The 19,546-nt window shown below is 72.0% G+C and carries 19 protein-coding genes; 14 read left to right on the forward strand and 5 right to left on the reverse strand.

What is annotated here, in order from left to right; translation table 11 throughout:
• The first annotated feature begins 3 nt into the window (after nucleotides 1-3).
• The 8 genes from ABD808_RS18135 (at nucleotide 4) to ABD808_RS18170 (ending at nucleotide 9,386) form a co-directional block, all read left to right on the forward strand.
• Nucleotides 4-804, forward strand: a complete 801-nt coding sequence (locus tag ABD808_RS18135; protein ID WP_344898099.1) for an alpha/beta hydrolase fold domain-containing protein — start codon at nucleotides 4-6, stop codon at nucleotides 802-804.
• The gene (locus ABD808_RS18140; protein WP_344898101.1) at nucleotides 801-2,573 is read left to right on the forward strand and encodes an ABC transporter permease; all 1,773 of its coding nucleotides are present in this window, start codon (nucleotides 801-803) and stop codon (nucleotides 2,571-2,573) included. Before ABD808_RS18135 ends, ABD808_RS18140 begins: the two co-directional genes overlap by 4 nt.
• Nucleotides 2,573-3,709: an ABC transporter ATP-binding protein gene (locus ABD808_RS18145; protein WP_344898103.1), complete on the forward strand. Its 1,137-nt coding sequence runs from the start codon at nucleotides 2,573-2,575 to the stop codon at nucleotides 3,707-3,709. Before ABD808_RS18140 ends, ABD808_RS18145 begins: the two co-directional genes overlap by 1 nt.
• A complete protein-coding gene (locus ABD808_RS18150; RefSeq protein WP_344898106.1) occupies nucleotides 3,709-4,800 on the forward strand; it encodes an ABC transporter substrate-binding protein in 1,092 nt (363 codons plus the stop codon). The genes ABD808_RS18145 and ABD808_RS18150 overlap by 1 nt, the downstream gene beginning before the upstream one ends.
• 100 nt (nucleotides 4,801-4,900) lie before the next feature.
• On the forward strand, nucleotides 4,901-6,376 hold the full coding sequence (locus tag ABD808_RS18155; RefSeq protein ID WP_344898108.1) for an aldehyde dehydrogenase family protein: 1,476 nt from the start codon (nucleotides 4,901-4,903) through the stop codon (nucleotides 6,374-6,376).
• On the forward strand, nucleotides 6,376-7,422 hold the full coding sequence (locus ABD808_RS18160; protein WP_344898110.1) for an alcohol dehydrogenase catalytic domain-containing protein: 1,047 nt from the start codon (nucleotides 6,376-6,378) through the stop codon (nucleotides 7,420-7,422). Before ABD808_RS18155 ends, ABD808_RS18160 begins: the two co-directional genes overlap by 1 nt.
• Nucleotides 7,423-7,431: 9 nt before the next feature.
• Nucleotides 7,432-9,171: an FAD-dependent monooxygenase gene (locus ABD808_RS18165; RefSeq protein ID WP_344898112.1), complete on the forward strand. Its 1,740-nt coding sequence runs from the start codon at nucleotides 7,432-7,434 to the stop codon at nucleotides 9,169-9,171.
• Nucleotides 9,168-9,386: a hypothetical protein gene (locus tag ABD808_RS18170; protein ID WP_344898114.1), complete on the forward strand. Its 219-nt coding sequence runs from the start codon at nucleotides 9,168-9,170 to the stop codon at nucleotides 9,384-9,386. The genes ABD808_RS18165 and ABD808_RS18170 overlap by 4 nt, the downstream gene beginning before the upstream one ends.
• Before the next feature lie 11 nt (nucleotides 9,387-9,397).
• Here the strand turns inward: ABD808_RS18170 and ABD808_RS18175 are convergent, their stop codons facing one another.
• The 5 genes from ABD808_RS18175 to ABD808_RS18195 are packed head-to-tail and all read right to left on the reverse strand — an operon-like array spanning nucleotide 9,398 to nucleotide 13,181.
• Entirely contained in the window at nucleotides 9,398-9,742 is a 345-nt protein-coding gene (locus ABD808_RS18175; RefSeq protein ID WP_344898116.1) for a Zn-ribbon domain-containing OB-fold protein, read from the reverse strand.
• The gene (locus tag ABD808_RS18180) at nucleotides 9,739-10,914 is read right to left on the reverse strand and encodes a thiolase domain-containing protein (RefSeq protein ID WP_344898118.1); all 1,176 of its coding nucleotides are present in this window, start codon (nucleotides 10,912-10,914) and stop codon (nucleotides 9,739-9,741) included. Before ABD808_RS18180 ends, ABD808_RS18175 begins: the two co-directional genes overlap by 4 nt.
• Nucleotides 10,911-11,720: an alpha/beta fold hydrolase gene (locus tag ABD808_RS18185; RefSeq protein WP_344898120.1), complete on the reverse strand. Its 810-nt coding sequence runs from the start codon at nucleotides 11,718-11,720 to the stop codon at nucleotides 10,911-10,913. Before ABD808_RS18185 ends, ABD808_RS18180 begins: the two co-directional genes overlap by 4 nt.
• Nucleotides 11,713-12,471 carry a hypothetical protein gene (locus ABD808_RS18190; protein ID WP_344898122.1) on the reverse strand — a complete coding sequence of 253 codons (759 nt, stop codon included), beginning with the start codon at nucleotides 12,469-12,471 and terminating at the stop codon, nucleotides 11,713-11,715. The genes ABD808_RS18185 and ABD808_RS18190 overlap by 8 nt, the downstream gene beginning before the upstream one ends.
• A 26-nt stretch (nucleotides 12,472-12,497) precedes the next feature.
• Nucleotides 12,498-13,181, reverse strand: coding sequence for an IclR family transcriptional regulator (locus ABD808_RS18195; protein WP_344898124.1), 684 nt, complete (start codon nucleotides 13,179-13,181; stop codon nucleotides 12,498-12,500).
• Nucleotides 13,182-13,328: 147 nt separating this feature from the next.
• Between ABD808_RS18195 and ABD808_RS18200 the strand changes: the two genes are divergently transcribed.
• The 6 genes from ABD808_RS18200 to ABD808_RS18225 all read left to right on the forward strand — a co-directional run bounded on the left by ABD808_RS18200 (nucleotide 13,329) and on the right by ABD808_RS18225 (nucleotide 19,520).
• Nucleotides 13,329-14,579, forward strand: a complete 1,251-nt coding sequence (locus ABD808_RS18200) for an acyl-CoA dehydrogenase family protein (protein ID WP_344898126.1) — start codon at nucleotides 13,329-13,331, stop codon at nucleotides 14,577-14,579.
• 144 nt (nucleotides 14,580-14,723) lie between these two features.
• A complete protein-coding gene (locus ABD808_RS18205) occupies nucleotides 14,724-15,734 on the forward strand; it encodes a TauD/TfdA family dioxygenase (protein WP_344898128.1) in 1,011 nt (336 codons plus the stop codon).
• 19 nt (nucleotides 15,735-15,753) lie between these two features.
• Entirely contained in the window at nucleotides 15,754-16,719 is a 966-nt protein-coding gene (locus ABD808_RS18210; RefSeq protein WP_344898130.1) for a TauD/TfdA family dioxygenase, read from the forward strand.
• Entirely contained in the window at nucleotides 16,698-16,916 is a 219-nt protein-coding gene (locus ABD808_RS18215) for a hypothetical protein (RefSeq protein ID WP_344898132.1), read from the forward strand. The genes ABD808_RS18210 and ABD808_RS18215 overlap by 22 nt, the downstream gene beginning before the upstream one ends.
• Nucleotides 16,913-18,388, forward strand: a complete 1,476-nt coding sequence (locus ABD808_RS18220; RefSeq protein WP_344898134.1) for an amidase — start codon at nucleotides 16,913-16,915, stop codon at nucleotides 18,386-18,388. Before ABD808_RS18215 ends, ABD808_RS18220 begins: the two co-directional genes overlap by 4 nt.
• A gap of 1 nt (nucleotide 18,389) precedes the next feature.
• Complete coding sequence (locus tag ABD808_RS18225) at nucleotides 18,390-19,520, forward strand: extracellular solute-binding protein (RefSeq protein ID WP_344898136.1); 1,131 nt, start codon at nucleotides 18,390-18,392, stop codon at nucleotides 19,518-19,520.
• Nucleotides 19,521-19,546: the final 26 nt, after the last annotated feature.

The following is a 19,546-nucleotide window of genomic DNA, read 5'->3' on the forward strand; positions in this document are numbered from 1 at the left end:
CAGATGGTCGTGCCGGGTGACGGGGTCGCCGTCTCCACGTTCCAGTACGCGGCTCCCGGAGGGCACCGCCTGCTGCTCGACCTGTACGTCCCGGAAACGGTGGAACGCCCGGCCGTCACGCTCTACCTGCACGGCGGGGGCTGGGCGGCCGGGACGCGCGCCGACCACGCCGACCACCGCGCGCTCGCCCTGGCCCGGCGTGGGATCGCGGTGGCCACCGCTGACTACCGACTCGTCCCGTCCGCGCGGTTCCCCGCCCAGCTCGACGACGCCCGCGCGGCGCTGCGCTGGATCCGGGAGCACGGCGCCGAACTGGGGCTCCGGGTCGACCGGGTGGGGGCGTGGGGCGCGTCGGCGGGCGGTCATCTGGCCGCGCTGCTCGGGACCGCGACCGGCGACCCGCGCGACCGCGCGGACGCGGTCGTCGCCTGGTTCGCCCCGACCGACATCATCGACCTCGCCCGCCGCAGCGACCTGGAGGCGAGGCTGCTCCCGCCTCCCCGCGAGCTGGACCTGCTGGGCGTCACCGAACTCGACCGCGCCGACCCGCGCGGACGGCAGGCCAGCCCGCGCTGGGCGGTCCACTCCGGCGCGGCGCCGTTCCTGTTCGTCCACGGCGACCGCGACCGGATGGTGCCGCCGGACCAGAGCGCCGCCATGCACCGCGAACTGGGGGCCCACGGCGTCGAGTCGACGCTCCTGCTCCTCGGCGACGCCGGGCACGAGGACGCGGCGTTCCACCGCCCGTTCGTGCTGGACGCGGTCGCGAGCTTCCTGTCCGGGACGATCGGAGCGGCGCGATGACCGAGGGCACCATCGCCGGGGCGTCCACGCGGACGTCCGGGCGCGATCTACGGCGCTGGGCGGCGTGGGTCCCGTCGGTGCTGATCACGGTGGTGACCGTCTGGCTGTTCGTGCTGCCGCTGCTGATGCTGGCCTACGGCGCCGTCCGAACCTCCCCGTTCCCCGTCGCGGACTGGACGCTGGACGGCGTCACCCGCGTCTTCGGACGCGCCTACATCTGGCGCATCCTCGGCATCACGGTCGCCTACAGCGCGGCCGTCGCCTCGCTCGGAACCTGCGCCGCCATCGGTCTTCTGCTGATCTCCCAACGCAGCCTGGCCCCGATGCGGCGCGCGATCACGCCGTCGATGGTGATCCTGCTCGCCGTGCCGAAGTCGTACTACGCGCTGGCCTGGGCGATGGCGGGCGCGGGCGACGGCGGCCTGGTGAACAAGGGGCTGGCCGCGGCGGGCGCCGACGGGCTCGCGCACGGCTTCTCCACGCACAACTGGTACGGCGTGATCGCGGTCTCGACGATCAAGACGGCGTCGATCGCCTACCTGCTGCTGCTCGGGCCGCTGCGGGCGGCGGCCAGGTCGAGCGTCGAGGCGGCCCGGGTGTGCGGGGCGGGCCCCGTCCGCGCGTTCCTCGGGATCGAGGTGCCGAGCCTGGCACCCGCGCTGCTCGGCACCACGTTGCTGGGCTTCGTGCTGACCATGCAGGAGTTCGAGGTGCCCGCGATCCTCGGCCTCGGCGCGAACATCCGCGTGTTCTCCACGACCATCTACACCTACCTCCAGGACCCGCTCGGCCCGGACTACAGCGCCGCCTCGACGGCGTCGATGATCCTCGTCCTGCTGGTGCTGCTGTGCGTCGCGGCGCAGATCCGGATGCTGGGCGACCGCGCGTTCGCCACCGTGCAGGGCCGGGCAGCCGCCGACCGGACGGCCACGCGAAGCCCGTGGCGGTGGGCGCTGACCGCTGTCATCGCGGCCTGGATCGTCGTGACAATCGCCCTGCCGTTCGCGCAGATGCTGGTCGGATCGTTCCAGTCCTACTTCGGCGTCTTCGACGGCTGGACGATCGGCAACTACCGCTCGGTGCTCGCCGACCCGGCGACGCGCAAGGCGATCCTGGTCACCGTTGTCGGATCGGCCGTCGGCGGGGCCATCAGCGTGTTGCTGTCGTTCTGCCTCGCCTATGTCTTCGTGCGCGGGCGTGGACGGCTCGCGCTGTTCGCGCGACTCGGGTCGTGGGTTCCGGCGACGATGCCGGGGCTGGTGTTCGGGCTCGCGCTGCTGTGGGTCTACGCCGTGGTGCCCGGCCTCAACCAGCTGTTCGGCACGCCGTTCCCGCTGCTGATCGGCCTGCTCGTCTCGGTGGTGCCGTTCGCGGTGCGGGCGCTGGAAAGCTCGCTCGTCCAGGTGTCGGGCGAGTTGGAGGAGGCGGCGCGGGTCAGCGGCGACTCGTTCGCGGGGGAGGTCCGGCGGGTGCTGGTCCCGCTGATGTGGCCCGCGCTGGCGTCCGCGTGGGTGCTGGTCGTGTTCGTCATGTCGGGCACGCTCGACGTCCCGCTGCTGCTGGCCCAGACGGGCACCGGCACCGTCTCGACCGTGAGCTACTCGCTGTTCCAGAACGGCGGGCTGGCCCCGGCCGCCGCGCTCTACTGCACGGCCCTCGCGTTCTTCCTGCTGCTGACGGGGGCGCTCGGGGCGGTGGTCGTCGGGATCAGGACATGGTCGGCGCGGCGGGGCACGTCCGCGACCGTCCCGGACGAAGGAAGGCTCTAGTGGCGCAGATCGGCATCACCGCGCTCACCCGCGCGTACTCGGCGGCGAACGTCGTGCTCGACCGGATCGACCTCGACGTCAAGGAGGGCGAGCTGCTCGGCCTGCTCGGGCCGTCCGGCTGCGGGAAGTCGACCCTGCTGAGGTGTGTCGCCGGGCTGGACCGGCCCCAGGCGGGCCGGATCTCCATCGGCGACCGGACGATGACCGACCCGTCCGCCCGCCGCTTCGTCCCGCCGGAGGCCCGCAACCTCGGCATGGTCTTCCAGAACTACGCGCTCTGGCCGCATCTGAGCGTCGCGCAGAACGTCGCCTACCCGCTGCGGCGGCGCGGGGTGCGCGGCAGCGCGTTGACCGGACGGGTCGCCGAGGCGCTCGCGCTGGTCGGACTGCCGGACGCCGCGAAACGCCGTCCCGGCCAACTGTCGGGCGGTCAGCAGCAGCGCGTGTCGATCGCCCGCGCCATCGTCACCGAGCCGAGCGTCCTGCTGTTCGACGAACCGCTGTCGAACCTGGACGCCAACCTGCGACGCCTGCTGCGCCGGGAGATCCGCGCCCTGCACGAGCGGACCGGGACCACCGCCCTGTACGTCACGCACGACCAGGACGAGATCGGCGGCCTCGCCGACCGGGTAGCGGTCCTGGCGGGCGGACGCGTCGCGCAGCTCGGCACCCCGCGCGAGGTGTTCACGCTGCCCGCGTCCAGGCAGGTCGCCGAATTCGTCGGGTTCGACGTGTTCGTTCCGGGCGTCGCGGTCTCCGTGGACGGCGCCGACTGCCAGGTCCGGGTCGCCGACCGGCGCGTCCGCGCCCCCCACGTCGGGGTGACGGGGCCGGACCGTCCGGTGCTGGTCGCGGCGCGCGGACGGGCGCTGACCGTCCGACCCGCCGCCGATGACGACGCCAACGCCGATGACGCCGGGGTGCTGGGCACCGGCCGCGTCACTGCGGTCTCGCGGCTCGGCGACGGCGTCGAGGTGGAGGTCGACCTTCCCGGCGTCGGGACGGTCGTCGCCGTGCTCGGCCTGGACCAGGACACACCGATGGAACGCGGACGGCACGTCCACGTGAGCTGTGCGGAACTCGTCGTGCTCCCCGCCGAAGAGGGATCAGCCCGATCAAGGAACAGGAGCCACTGATGGGCAGACAACGGATGGGGCGGCGCCGGACAGGACTGCGGTGGGCGGCCGGCGTGATCGGCGTGGCGAGCGCGTTCGCGATGACCGCGTGCGGCGGGGGTCCGAGCGGGCCCGCCACGGTGAGGACGGCGCAGGCGAAGGCGGCCTCTGAGCTGTACGACGCGGCCAAGTCCGAGGGCACCGTCATGGTGTACGGACCGTTCCAGAGCACGTACAAGCCGCTGTACGACCAGTTCACGAAGAAGTACCCCGGCGTCACGGTGAAGACGACCGACCTGTTCGGGCCGCCGCTGACCGCGCGTCTCCAGGCCGAGACCGCGACCGGGAAGGTGGGCGCCGACCTGCTCGCCACCGGCCCCGTCGACCTCGGCCTCTACGCGCAGAAGGGCTGGCTCACCTCGTACAAGCCGGACGGCTCCGCCGCGCTCCACCAGAAGTACGTCGGCGCCGGGAACTTCTACGTCGAGCCGCTGCTGGCCGAGGCGACCATGTTCTACAACACCGGCGCCGTCCAGCCCGCCGGCCTGCCGAAGACGTGGGCCGACCTCCAGGACCCGAAGTGGAAGGGCAAGCTGGCGCTGCCCGACCCGGCGATCCCCGGCCTGTCCTCGCAGTCGCTCGCGGCGGCCCAGAAGGCGGGCGTCATCGACGACAAGGGCCTGAAGTCCCTCGCGGACAACGCCACGAAGTACGCCACGGTGCCCGCCGCCATCCAGGCCGTCGCGACCGGGCAGAAGCCGATCGGCCTGCTCGCCGCCTACCAGCTCATCAACAACGCGAGCGGGAGCGGCGCCCCAGTCAAGTACTTCACGCTGGACGACGGCACGCCCGCGACCGGCACCGGCTACGCGGTCCTCGCCAAGGCGCGGCACCCGAACGCCGCGATGCTGCTGAGCGCCTGGCTGCTGACCGCCGAGGCGCAGAAGGGCATCGGTGAGCTGGGCCTCCAGGGCACGACGCCGAACGCCCCGGCCCCGGCGGGCGGCCTGCCAGGACTGCCCGACCTGAAGATCATCAACATGGACCTGCCCGCCGCCGATCTCTCCTCGGCCCAGAAGAACCTGACGTCGATCTTCGGCGACGGCGGCTGAGCCGCGCCGAGGCGCGGTGTGCCGGGCCGGGCTCGTCCGGCCGTGTCCGGACCCGGCACGCCGCCGACCAACGCCAGACCACCTACATCGGAGGAATCCTGTGGACGACACCAAACTGCTGATCGGCGGTGAGTGGGTCTCCCCGCCGTCGGCGGCCACCTTCGTCACCACCGATCCGGCGGACGGCACGGAACTGGCCGTCTGCGTCGAGGCGGGCGCGACCGAGGTGGACGCGGCGGTCGCCGCCGCCCGCGCCGCGCTGGCGGACCCGGCCTGGCGCGACCTGCCCCCGGCCGCCCGCGCGCGCATGCTGTGGCGGCTCGCCGACCTCCTCGAAGAGCACTGCGCCGAACTCGCCGAGATCGAGTCGCGCGACAACGGCATGCCGGTCGGCGACGCGCGGGCGTTCGGCGTCCCGGCCGCCGCCGAGCACCTGCGCTACTTCGCCGGATGGTGCACGAAGATCGAGGGCGCGGTCGCGCCGGTCGCGTTCCCCGACACCCTGCACTACACGCGCCGCGAACCGGTCGGGGTGTGCGCGCTGATCGTCCCGTGGAACGGCCCGCTGCTCCAGGCGTGCTGGAAGCTCGCGCCCGCGCTGGCCTGCGGCAACACGGTGATCCTCAAGCCCGCCGAGCAGACGCCGCTGTCGGCGCTGCGGCTCGGCGAGCTGGTCCGCGAGGCCGGGCTGCCGGACGGCGTCGTCAACATCCTCACCGGCGGCCCCGCGACCGGTCGGCTGCTCGTCGAGCACGACGGCGTGGACAAGGTGTCGTTCACCGGCTCCACCGAGGTGGGACGGCAGATCGTCCGCGCGTCGGCGGGCAACCTCAAGCGCCTCACCCTCGAACTCGGCGGCAAGGCCCCGAGCATCATCACCGACGACGTGGACCTGGACGCCGCCGTCCAGGGCAACGTCGCGGGCGCCATGTTCAACAGCGGCCAGGTCTGCGCCGCGTTCGCCCGCCTCTACGTCCACCGGCGGCGCCTCGACGAGTTCACCGAGAAGTTCGCCGCTGCCGCCGCCGCGATGCCGCTCGGCCGGGGCATGGACGCCGGTACCCGGCTCGGCCCGCTGATCTCCGAGGCGCATCTGGCGCGGGTGGACGGCTACGTGCGCACCGCGATCGACGAGGGCGGCGAGGTCGTCACGGGCGGGCAGCGCGCGGGAGGCGCCCTCGCGGCCGGGTCGTTCTACGAGCCCACGGTCGTCACGGGCGTCACCGACGACATGACCCTCGCCCGCGAGGAGGTCTTCGGGCCGGTCGTGCCGATCATGCCGTTCGACGACTACGACGAGGTTGTGGAGCGGTCCAACGCATTGGAGTACGGGCTCGCCGCGTCCATCTGGACGCAGGACCTCTCCACCGCGCACCGGCTCGCCGCCCGCATCCGGGCGGGCGCCATCTTCATCAACATGCTGCACGTGCCCGACGTGGCGGCGCCGTGGGGCGGGTTCAAGGCCAGCGGCTGGGGCCGCGAGATGGGCCGCTACGCACTCGACGCCTACACCGAGGTCAAGGGCGTCTGGACGCATCTGCTCGATCGTGCCGACACCACCGGACGGGAGAACTAATGAAGGCGCTCGTGTTCAAGGGGCCGGGCTCGGTCGCGGTGGAGGACATCGACGACCCTCGGGTCGGCGGGCCGCGTGACGCGGTCGTCCGGGTCAGGTTGTCCGCGATCTGCGGGTCCGACCTGCACATTTACAACGACCATGTGCCGGGTCTCTACGCGGGGATGCCGATGGGGCACGAGTACATGGGCGAAGTCGTCGCGGTTGGGGAGGACGTCGCGTCCGTCCGTCCCGGCGACGAGGTGGTGGGTTCTTTCACCCTCGCCTGTGGGAGCTGTGAGCATTGCGCCGCTGGGCGGTTCAACCATTGTGCGTCGGGTCGTGGGTACGGGTTCGGGCCGTTGTTCGGTGACTGCGGCGGTACTCAGGCGGAGCTGGTGCTCGTCCCGGATGCTGATGTGAACCTGCTCGCCAAGCCCGCGAGTGTCAGCGATGATGACGCGCTGCTCGTCGGGGACATCATGAGCACCGCCTGGTACGCCTGCCGTCGTGGCCGCGTCGCCGAAGGAGACGTCGTGCTGGTCGTCGGCGCGGGCCCGGTCGGGGTGCTGTGCGCGATGGCGGCTCGTGCCCAGGGCGCCGCCCGGGTCGTGCTGGCCGACACCGTGCCCGACCGCCTCGTCCAGGCGCGCGAGATCGTCGACGCGGAGACCGTCGCGGTCGGTCCGGAGAGCCTTCCGGCCGCGTTCGGCGCGCTCGTGCCGTCCAGGGCCGACGTGGTGATCGAGTCGGCCGGGCTGCCCGCCGCGCTGCTGGACGCGCTGGAGTGTGTCCGCGACGGCGGCACCGTCTCCGTTATCGGCGTGCACGGCGAGGAGTCGATGGAGATCCCGTCCGGCGCGATGTTCCGGCGCGGCATCGACCTCCAGATGTGCGGGCCGTGCAACGTCCAGGGGGTCTGGCGCGAGGTGATGGCGGCCGTCGAGGCGGGACGGCTGGCGCCGGGCGCGGTCATCAGCCACCGGATGACGCTGGCGGAGGGCCCGCACGGCTACGAGCTGTTCGCCGCCCGCCGGGCGATGAAGATCGTCCTCGACATCGGCTGAGGAGGAACCATGGGGGAACAGACCGCGCCCGACTACGGCATCGACTTCACCTGGGTCGTGCACGAGACGCCTCGGCCGCCGCTCGGGGAGGACGGGGCCGACCCGTCCCGTCCCGACGTCGTGGTGGTCGGTGCGGGGCCGACCGGTCTGACCGTCGCCGCCGGGCTGGCCCGGTTCGGGGTGCGGACCGTCGTCCTGGAGTCCGGCGACACGGTGTGCCGGGCGAGCCGCGCCAGCGGGATCAGCGACCGGACGTTCGAGACGATCGACCGGGTGGCGCCGGGGCGCGGCGACCTGCTGGCCGCCAGGTCCATCCCGACGCTCGGCAGCGAGTCGTTCTTCGGTGAGCGGCTCGTGCTCGCCCAGTCGCCGCCCAAGGTGTCCGGTGACGCGCGGTTCGCGCCGAACAACTACCTTCCGCAGTGGCACATCGAGGCGGGGTTGGTGGAGGAGGTCGAGGCGTCCGGTGCGGCGGAGGTGCGGTGGCAGCACGCGGTCACCGACGTCGCGGTGGGGCCCGAGGAGGTCGAACTCACCGTCTCGACGCCCGAGGGTCCCTACCGTCTCCGCACGCCGTGGGTGGTCGCCGCCGACGGGGGCCGCAGCGCCGTGCGACGCGCCTGCGGCCTGCGGATGGACGGCCTCGCCTACGACGTGACCTTCGTGATCGTCGATGTGAAAGTGGACGGCCCGGAGCCGAACCCGCCGCCGATCCGCCGCGTGTGGTTCGACCCGGACTACCTGCCCGGCGGGCTGCTGCTGCGCCACATGTCGCCGGACGGCATCTGGCGCATGGACTTCCAGTTCCCCATCGGCTCGGACCTGGAGCGGGCGACCGAACCCGGCGCCGTGGCGGCCCTCGTCCGCGCGCATCTGGAGGCGATCGGGCACGAGGCCGACGAGGTCCGGCCGATCTGGATCAGCACCTACCAGGCGCGGGCGCTGTCCCTGGACCGGTACCGGCACGGCCGCGTCCTGTTCGCCGGTGACGCCGCCCATCTGGTGCCGATCTTCGGCGGGTTCGGCCTCAACTCCAGCGTGGACGACGCCGACAACCTGCACTGGAAGCTGGCCCTGGTCAGCAAGGGGCTCGCCGGTGTGGAGCTGCTGGACACCTATTCCGACGAGCGGGTCGCGGCCGTCCGGGTGAACCTCGATCTGGTGACCCGGGCCGCCGAGTTCATGACGCCGACCTCGCCCGAGTCGGAGGAGCTGCGGCGGGCCGCCCTCACGCTGGCGGCCGAGGGCGACGCGCTCACGGCCGGGCTCGGCAGGCACCGCCCGTTCCGGCCGATGCGGTACGGGCCGTCGATCGTCTGCGTCCCCGGCGACGACGCGATGGACGGCGGATACGCGCCAGGGGAGCGGGCCGGACGGGGCCGCCTCACACGCGCGGACGGCGAGGTGCGCCACCTGCCCGACCTGTTCGGCGGCGGGCTGACGCTCCTGGTGTTCGACCACCCGGACGCCGCGTCCTCGCTGGCGGCGGCCCAGGAGATCGCCGACACGGCGCCCGGCCCGGTGCGCCTGCTGGTCGTCCACTCCGCCGACGGGTGCGAGGACGACTCCTGCTTCTACGATCCCGGCGGGGCCGTGGCCGCCGACTACGGCGCGACCGGCGGCGCCGTCTACCTGATCAGGCCGGACGGGGTGGTGGCCGCGCGCTGGGCCCGTCCCGGCCGTGCCGAACTTGCCGCCGTCCTCACGGGCATGCTCGCCGGACGCGCAGAGGAGCTGACGAGCCGATGAGTCCCGACGAGTTCGACCAGGTGTATCTCGCGATCGCGAGGGGCCTCACCGGCAGCGACGACCCCGACCTGTTCCGCGACCGGCTCATCCTGCTCCTGGCCCAGCGCCTGGACCTGCCCGCCGCCCTGGACTGCGTGCGGCGGGCCCGTCCACCCGAGCCGGCCGCCCTGAAACGTCCGTCCGAGGCGCCGCCGCCGACCCTCCCGCACGCCTGAGCGGACGCGTCTCAGGTGCTCGGGCGGAAGCGGTACAGGCCGGGCCCATCGGAGGGGGTGTCGAAGGTCAGGGTCACGGGCTGGCCGATGTGGACCTCGGCGGGGTCGCAGTCGATGATGTTGGTGAGGACGCGGGGGCCCTCCGCCAGCTCGACGTAGGCGACGACGTAGGGCGTCCGGTCGCGGTACTCGCCGCGTGCCTTGCGGACGACCGTGTAGGTGTAGACGGTCGCCTCACCCGACGCCGGGAACCGCATGACGTCGCGTCCACCGCAGCGGGGGCAGAACGGCCGCGGGTACCAGATCACCGTCGCGCAGGACTCGCAGCGCGACAGCAGCAGTTGCTCTTCCCTCATGCGTCCTCCCGGCCCAGGATCAGGGTGGCCGCCGAGCTTCGGGTGGCGAGTCGGCCGCCCGAGCCGTGCACGACCGCCAGGCGGCAGTCGGGCACCTGGACGGGCGCGGCCGCCTCCCCGCGCAGCTGACGAACCGCCTCGATCATGCGTGCCATCCCTCCCCGGTTGTCGGGCTGGTTGTTGCACAGCCCACCGCCGTCGGTGTTCATGGGGAGTCGGCCGTGCGGGGCGAGAAGGGCGCCGTCCTGGACGAACGAACCGCCCTTCCCCTTCTCGCAGAAGCCGAGGTCTTCCAGCGCCATCAACGCGGTGATGGTGAACGAGTCGTAGATGGAGGCGTAGTCGATGTCGGCGGGAGTCACGCCCGCCTCGGCGAAGGCCGCCGGGCCCGACCACACCGCCGCCGTGTAGGTCACGTCGGGACGGCCGTTGCCGGTGCCCTTGGCGGCCTCGCCGTGCCCCAGCACCGCGACCGACCGGCGGGACAGCCGCCGGGCGACCTCGGCGGACGCGATGACGACCGCGCCGCCGCCGTCCGTCATGACGCAGCAGTCCAGCCGGTGCAGCGGGTCGCTGATCATGGGGGAGTTCACGACGTCGTCCACCGTGACCGGCGTGCGCAGGAAGGCGTTCGGGTTGTGCCGCGCGTGCAGCGACGCCGCCACCTTCACCTCGGCGAGCTGCCGGGACGTGGTGCCGAACTCGTGCATGTGCCGCATGGCCGCCAGCGCGTAGTTGTGGACGGTGTCCGTGATCCCCCACGGCGTCTCGTAGGGCGTCTCCGGCGCACCCGACAGGTCGGGCCCGGACGCCTGGCGCAGGCTGCGCGGGCGTCCGCCCATGACGCAGAGCGCCACCTGGCATTTGCCCAGCGCGATAGCCGCCGCCGCATGGCCCACATGGGACAGATACGACGCCCCGCCGGTCTCCGTCGTGTCGATGTACCGGCAGCGCAGCCCCAGGTACTCCGCCATCGACAGGGCCCCGACGCCAGGGGCGTCGGAGTCGCAGAAGTAGGCGTCGACGTCGGACGGCCGCAGCCCGGCGTCGGCGAGCGCCGCCAACGCCACCTCGGCCTGGATCTCCGCCACCGACAGGTCGGGGATCTCGCGGCGCGGATGCTCGTAGGCCCCGACGATGAACGCCTTGCGCCGGATCGTCATGGCGCTCATGACGCGACTCCGGCGAAGTCCTTCACCCAGCCGTCGAAGCGGGCCGCGAAGTCCGGGATCTCCTCCATCGGGTAGTGGCCGATGCCCGGCAGCAGCTCGAACGCGGCGTGCGGGACGAGGTCCGCGATGCGCCGGACGCGGGACGGCGGCACGAAGTAGTCGTCCTCGCCGGTCAGAATCCGCACCGGGCAGGTGATGTCGGGCAGGGCAGCGCGGATGTCGTGGGTGAGCGCGCCGTGCACGTCGCTGACGGTGATGTGCCAGTCCTCGCGGCAGTGCATCTGCGCGATCAGTTCGGCCCGCTCGGCGGGGACGGACCGTCCGCACGCCTCGATCGTCCCGAAGTAGGTGCGGTCGCGCATGCTCGGCGAGCCGGAGTCCTCCAGGACGGGCGGCCGTGGCGAGCTGCCGTCGCTGCCCAGCACCCCCGAGGGGTCGAGCGCGATGACGCCCGACAGTTCGTCGGAGATCCGCGTCGCGATGTCCAACGCGATGCTGCCACCGATCGAGCAGCCCAGCAGATAGGGACGCTCCAGGTTCAGCTCGGACATCAGCCGCATGCACCAGTTCGAGTACCAGGACAGGTCGCTGATCGGCCCGCCCCGCGCCGGTTCGGACCGGCCGTGGCCCGGCAGGTCGGGCACGACCACGCCGAAGCCCAGCTCGGCCAGGCCGGACGCCACGCGCCGGTACTGCACCCCGCTCTGCCCGGCCGTGTGGATGCACAGGACGGTCTCGCGTCGTCCCGGCCAGGTCTCGACGAACGCGAGACCGCCGTCGAGTTCGAGGTAGTCGGCGCTATGCACGGGTGGCCTCCCCGCCTTCGAGCTTGCCCGCGCCGTCGCGGGCCAGCTCACGGGCATGGTCGATCATGATCATGATTGCCTTGATCATGCGCAGGTACTGGTAGCCGCTGCCCCGGACGCGGAACCTGCCGTCGCTGGTGCGGCGGACGAAGTCGTTGGAGTCGGCGGCGAGCAGCTCGACCCATGCGAGGTCGGTGCCCTCCACCGTGAACGTCGCGCCGTCCAACGACTTGCGGGCGACGTCGATCACCGCGCCGCGATAGATGCGGAAATGGACCTGGCGGTCCCGGGCCTCGAACGCGATCGTCCCGTCGAAGCCGCGCGTGGCGCGGGCGAAGCGGGCGTCGTCGGTCAGACCGTCGCGCAGCCGCTGGCCCCAGCGCACCGACGCGAAGTCGGCGGCCTCCCACTCCGCGGCCGCGCTCGGGGTGAGCGCGACCGGCAGCCGCCAGGCCACCGACGTCCGCGACCGGACGCGGTCGTCGTCGTCCACGACGTGCACCGACTGGTGGATCGTCGCGTGCGCCCGCCCGCCGCCGGGCACCCGCCTGGTGACCGTGGCCTCCAAGTGAACGGAACCCGCGTCGGGCGGTGGGCCCTCACGGTCCCAGTGGAGCGCCACCAGTTCCGCTGCGCCGGGCGGGCGCACCTGCTCCAGCAGCGGCAGCAACTCCGGGAGTTCGGGTTTGATCATTGTGTGGCGGGCGCTTCGGGTGCGCGTGCCCACGGGCGGCGCGGCGTCCTCGGACATCTGGTTCCCCTCGGGGGTCGGGACGGCTAGACGTCGGCGGTCGAGTCGGGCGTGCCGAGTTCGCGCGACATGGTCTGGGCGCGGGCGACGACGAGCTTCCCGATCACCTCGACCTGCTCGTCGGAGATCCGGAACGTCGGGCCGACGACGCTGATCGCGGCCGCGACGCCGCCGTCCGCCCGGTGCACGGGCGCCGCGATGGCGGTCACGCCGTCCTCCAGCGCGTGGCTCGCGGTGACGTAGCCCTGCTCGCCGCAGCGGTCGAGCAGCGCCGTGCCGATCGCGGTGTCCTTCATCGGCACGGTCCGGCCGAGCCAGCCGCTGTGCCGGATCGACTTGTCGCTCTCGGCCATCCGCGCGTACAGCACCGTCTCCTGCGGACCGGCGACGCCCAGATAGGCGCTCTCCCCGGCCTCGTCGCGCAGCGCGGCCAGGTGCGGTTCGGCGACCCGGTACAGCGGGACGCTCCCCATGAACGTCACCGCCACCTGGATCAGCCTGCTCGCGCCGTGGTACGCGCCGTCGTCGTCGCGCCGGACGAACTCCGTCGCCTCCAGCGTGCGCAGCAGCCGGGACGCGGTCGCCGGTGACAGGTTGACCCGTCGCGCGAGGTCCACCAGGCCGAGGCCGTCGTTCGTGGCGACCTCCACCAGCAGCGTGAGAGCCCGCTCCACCGTGCGCGTCGGTGCTGGACCGTTGTCTGTCGACACCCTCTTCGTCCTCCGTCGTCGTCGCCTGTTGTCGTGCCTGTTGTCGGGGTCTGTCGCTGTGTCTGTCGCTGTGTCGGTCGTGGTCGACCGAGTCTTGCCAGGCCCTCGGTCGTGTGCTTTCATCTAGTGACCTTCGATTTTTACTAGATGACAGGGTTGCAGATGAGCGGCGAGCTGTCCAGCACCGGAGCACCGGTTCTGCTCGATGAGCAGAGGCGGGATTTCCGCGACACACTGCGGGATTTCTGCCGCAAGGAAGTGCTTCCGGGAGCGGCCAGGCGCGACGCCGAGGCCGAGTATCCGGCCGCGCTGGTCGCCCGGCTGGCCGACATGGGGCTGATGGGGATCACGGTCCCCGAGGAGTACGGCGGGCTGGGTCTGGACATGGTGACCCAGGTCCTCGCCATGGAGGAGGTCGCCTACGCCGACGCCTCGCTCGGGTCGGTCTTCGCCGGGCACTACCTCGGCATGGAGGCCCTGCGGGTGTTCGGCTCGTCCGAGCAGCGCGAACGGTATCTGCCCGGCCTCGCCGCCGGGTCGTTCCGGCTCGCGTTCGCGCTCACCGAACCCGACGCCGGTTCGGACATCAGCCGCATCCGCACCCGCGCCACCGCCGGGCCCCTCTCTTGTGGGGGGACGACCCCCCACGCCCCCCGGAACGGCTCGGAGGGCTGGACCCTGACCGGCGGCAAGACCTTCACCAGCAACGCCCGCGAGTCGGACGCGCTCGTCGTGTTCGCCATGACCGAACCCGACGCCGGGATCAAGGGGATCACCGCGTTCCTCGTCCCGACCGACGCGGACGGACTCGGCTTCTCCGCACCCATCGAGAAGCTGGGCATCCGCGGCGAGCACGCCTACGAGATCTCCCTCGACGACGTCCGGATCGGACGTGACGCCGTGCTCGGCGAAATCGGCGGCGGCGGACGCATCGCCCTGGAAGTCCTCAACAGCGCCCGCATCGACGTGGCGGCCCTGGCCAACGGGGTCGCGATGCGGGCACTGGACCTCGCCACCGGATACGCGGCGACGCGCGTCCAGTTCGGCCGTCCCATCCGCGATCTCCAGGCGATCCAGATGATGCTCGCGGAGATCGACACACTCGTCCAGACCGGGCGCCTGCACGCCTACCACGCGGCGGCGCTGCGCGACCGGTCCGAGGACGTCCGGCGGGCAGGGTCGATCGCCAAGTACGTGGCGAGCGAGAACTGTTTCCAGTCCGTCGACAAGGCACTCCAGATCCACGGCGGCTACGGCTACGTGAAGGAGAGCGAGATCGAACGTCTCTACCGAGACTGCCGGATCTTCCGGATCTACGAAGGCACCTCGCAGATCCAGCTGCTCACCATCGCGAAACTCCTGGCCCGTCTCCACGACAAGCACGGAACCGTGGTGTAGCCACAAGCCACCACCGGTTCCGGCTGTGCGCGAGGCGACGGCCACTTCTACGAAACCCATCCGAAGCGACGAGACCGAGCGCGTCCCAGGGGCGACGCGGGTCGGCTCGTGACTTTGGCGACCGTTCCACTTGGAGTTCGCGTAATGGCAGAGCAACTGACGGAACCGATAACCGGCCGAAGCGTGTGGACGGCGACCGACATCGGCGGCGAGGACTCCTACGCGCGCAGGTTCACCGAAGACGACCTTGAGGAGTTCGACCGGGCATTGGGGGGCGTCCGGGACAGGTCGGCGCAGGAGCTGTCCAAGCGCGACTTCCCGCTGCCGACCTTCGCCGAGAAGATCCAGGACACCCTGGACGAGCTCGAACACGGCACCGGGTTCGTGCTGCTGCGCGGCCTGCCCATCCACGACCGGTACAGCGTCGAGGAGGCCACCAAGATCTACTGGGCCATCGGCCTGCACCTCGGCGAACTGGTGCCGCAGAACCGCAGGGGCGACCTGATCGGGCACATCCAGAATCTCGGCGCGAAGGGTCACAACGCGCGGGGGTTCGCGACGGCCTCGGCCGCCGCGTTCCACACCGACCAGACCGACATCGTCGGCCTGATGTGCCTGAACCAGGCCCGCAGCGGCGGCATCAGCCTCGTCGCCAGCGCGATGACCGCCTACAACATCGTGCTCGACGAGCACCCGGAATGGCTCGACATCCTCTACAAGCGGTTCCCGACCGACTGGGTCAGCGAGGAACCGCCCGGCAGCCCCGGCTGGTACTACTCGCGGCTCTACTCCGCCGTGGAGGGACAGCTGTCGGCGGCGTACCGCACCGGCCGGATCCTCAGCGCGACCCGGTTCGCGGACGTGCCGAGGCTCACCGCGCGGGAGGTGGCGTGCCTGCTGTTCCTGGACGAGATCCCGACCCGTCCCGGGATCTCGCTGGACATGACGCTGGAGGTCGGCGACATCCAGTTCGTCAACAACTTCGTGACGGTGCACAGCCGGACCGGCTTCGAGGACGACCCCGACGACCCGTGGTACCAGCGGCACCTGCTGCGGCTGTGGGTCAGCCGTCCCGACACCGGACGGGTCGTGTGCCCCGAATACCACTACTGGCGCGGCGGCATCGCCCGCCTCGACTGGGCGCGGTCCGCCTGAGGCCCGGGAGGAGTTCATCGTGACGACGGAGATACTGACCCGGCCCGTGAGCGGCCCGAGCGCGTGGACGGCCGCCGACCTCCAGTCCGGCGAGCCGTACGTGCGGCACCTCACCGCCGCCGAACTCGACGCCGCCGACGCGGCCGCGGACAAGGCGGCCGACGACGCGGCCGACGAGGCATCCGACTCCGGCCTGGAGGGCGTGGTCGAAGACCTGGTCGAGCGGCTGGAGAACGGTGTCGGCTATGCGGTCCTGCGCGGCCTGCCGCTTGGAACGCGCCACACGCCCGAGCGGGCGGCGCGCGTCCACCAGGCGATAGCGCGGCGGCTCGGCGAGATCGTCCCGCAGAACCGGGACGGCGACCTGGTCAGCGTCCTGGAGGACGCCCACCACCCAGCCCAGCCCGGCGGGACGTACGCCAGCAAGGCCGGTGCGCCGTTCCACACCGACCCCACCGACATCGTCAGCTACCTCTGCCTGGCGACGCCCACGAGCGGCGGCGCGCGGGTCCTGGTCAGCGCGGCGACGGTCTACAACGCCCTGGTGCGCGAGCACCCGGAATGGCTCGACCTCGTCTACCGCGAGTACGCCACCGACTGGGACGGGCAGGAGCCGACCGGCGAACCGGGCTGGAGCCCGCGCCCGATCTTCTCCTACGTCGACGACGCGCTGACCTGCTCGCTGTCGCCCAAACGGATCATGAGCGCGATGCGGTTCGAGGACGTCCCCCGGCTCGGCGCCGAGGAGATGACGTGCCTGATGTACCTGGAGTCGCTGCTGCGGCGTCCCGGCACGGCGGTGCACGTCGAGCCCCGGCCCGGCGACATGGAGTTCGTCAACAACCACGCGGTGATCCACTCGCGCACCGGGTTCGTCGACGACGCCGACCACCGGCGCCGCCTGCACCGGCTGTGGATCAGCCGTGGCGCCGCCGGGCGTCCGCTCGTCCCAGCGCTGCGCCGATGGCGGGCCGGGGTCTCGTGAACACCGCCGAGTGCGCGCTGCGCGCGACGGGCCTGCCGCTGTCCGCCGACGAGATCGCCCGGCTCGCCGCCGACCACGCCGTGCTGCGCGCGAAGGCCGACGCGCTGTCGGCGCTGGACCTGCGCGACGACCCGCCGGTCGACCCCGTCGCCATGTCCCTGACCACGGTGTTGTCCAGCGGGGGAGTCCCACGATGACCCTGCCCCTGTCCCGGCCGTCGACGCTGCCGCTGACCATCGAGGACGCCGCCGCCGCGCTGCGCGCCGGTGCGGTGACCTCGGCCGCCCTGACGCGGACCGTGCTCGACCGGATCGCCCGGCTCGACGGCGACCTCGGCGCGTACGTCACCGTCTGCGAGCAGGGCGCGCTCGCCGCCGCGGCCAAGGCCGACGCGGACTTCGCGCGCGGGCACGACAGGTCACCCCTCCAGGGCATCCCCCTGGTCGTCAAGGACATCATCGCGACCCACGACGCCCCGACCCGTGCCAACAGCGAGGTCCTCGATCCGGGCTGGGGCGGCGGTACGGACGCGCCCGCCGTGGCTCGGCTGCGCGCGGCGGGAAGCGTCCTGCTCGGCAAGTCCACGACGAACGAGTTCGCCTGTGGCCTGCCCGACCGCACGGCGCGCTTCCCGTTCCCGCGCAACCCGTGGAACCCCGACCACACGCCGATGGGGTCCAGTTCCGGGACGGCCATCGCCACCAGCGCGGGCCTCGCACTCGGCGGTCTCGGGACCGACACGGGCGGGTCGGTGCGCGGACCGGCCGCCGCGAACGGCGTCACCGGGCTGAAGGTCACCTTCGGCCGGGTGCCGAAGAGCGGCGTCGTCCCCCTGGCGTTCAGCGCCGACACCGTCGGCCCGATCGCCCGCAGCGCCTACGACTGCGCGCTGATCCTGGACGCCATCGCGGGCCACGATCCGAGCGACCCGTACTCCTCGCCGGTCGCGCCCGACCACTACGCGGACGACACGCGCCGGGGCGGCGTCGAGGGGCTGCGGATCGGCGTGCCGACGCGGTACTTCCTGGACGCGCCGCAGCTCGACGCCGAGGTGCGCGACGGCGTCCTGCGCGCCGCCGACGTGCTGGCACAGGCGGGCGCGACGGTCACCGACGTCACCGTGCCCCACGCGCAGGAGGCGAACGACGCCAACAACATCACGTTCCTTTCCGAGGCGTACGCCTACCACCGCGCGAACCTGACGAACCGGTGGGACGACTACGGCAGGACGACCCGCGAGCTCCTCGCGCGGGCGGCGTTCTTCACCGGCGCCGACTACGTCCAGGCCCAGCGGGTCCGGGCACTGTTCCGCTGGGAACTCGCCGAGGTCTTCGACCGGGTGGACCTGCTGCTCACCCCCGTCGCGCTCATGCCTCCCGCGCCGATCGCGTCGGCGGACATGGCCGCGGCACTGCTCCGGCCCGGTTTCCACGGCCTGTGGAACGCCGCCGGACTCCCGGCGGCCGCCGTGCCCTGCGGGTTCACCGAGGCGGGGCTCCCCCTGTCGTTCCAACTGGTGGGCCCGCCGTTCGCGGAGAGCGCGGTGCTGCGCGCCGCCGACACCTACCAGCACCACACCGACTGGCATCTCAGAGTGCCGCCATCGCACGAGCCCGCACACCAGAGGGTCGCACGGTCATCGCACAATCCACGAGAAGGGCGAGGATGACATGTCTTCCCAGAGAACGCACGCCAGCGGCGGCGGGCGTCAGCGACCTGCGCGGCTCGCGGCCCTGATGGTCGGGGCGCTCGCCCTGGCCGTCGCGTCCACCGCGGCCGCCTGCGGGTCCGACTCCGACTCCGGTTCCGGCTCGGGGGGCGGTTCCAAGTCCCTGGTCGTCGCCGGATGGGGCGGCTCGTTCACGGCCGCGAACAAGGAGTTCTTCTACGACCAGTTCGAGAAGGACACCGGCATCAAGGTGACCGTCGCGACGCCCGGCGGCGGGTTCGCCGCCAAGGTCGCCGCGCAGCGCGCCGGGAACAACATCGAGTGGGACCTGCTGGAGGCGCCGGGCGGCGACACCTCGAAGCTCGTCCTGGACGGGAACCTGGAGAAGTTCCCGGCGTCGCTCGTCCAGCAGATCACGCCGCTGGTCGCCGACGGCGCGATCAGGCCGGGGCCGTCCGAGCCCTACTACCTGGACCACGGCGGCACGGTGAACCTGATCGGCTGCAACACCAAGCTGATCAAGAAGTGTCCGACGAACCCGCGCGAGTTCTTCGACGTGAAGAACTTCCCCGGGACGCGGGGCATCACGGCGAACAACCCCATCTTCACCAGCCTGTTCGCGCTGGCGGGCGACGGCGTCCAGCCCCAGCAGTACTTCCCGGTGGACGTGGACCGCGCCATGAACGCCCTCAAGCGCATCAAGCCGAACGTGCAGGTCTGGTCCACCAGCCCCGCGCAGATGCAGCAGGCCGTCGTGGACGGTGAGGTCGGCATCATGCAGGCCCCCAACACGGTGCTCATCTCCGCGATGAAGGAGGTCCCGCAGCTGAAGCTCTTCTGGGACGGCGGCCTGCTCTTCGACGAGGGCTGGTGCGTGCCGAAGGGCGCGAAGAACAAGGAAGCCGCGTTCGCGTTCGTCAAGTGGTACGCGGAGCACCGGGAACTCCAGGCGAAGTTCACGGAGAAGATCTACAGCGGCACCGGCGGGCGCGACATGCAGAAGTACCTGTCGCCCGAGGTGGTCAAGAACCTGCCCATCAACAAGACCGGAGTCACGCTCGTCGACGGCAAGTCGGGGGCGAAACAGCAGCTGGAACTCGGCAAAAGGCTACGCGAGGTCCTCGTCGGCTGACGGGGCGCGTGCCGGTGGGCCCCCGC

The organism is Actinomadura meridiana, assembly GCF_039537545.1.
In the GTDB taxonomy this organism is placed as follows: domain Bacteria; phylum Actinomycetota; class Actinomycetes; order Streptosporangiales; family Streptosporangiaceae; genus Spirillospora; species Spirillospora meridiana.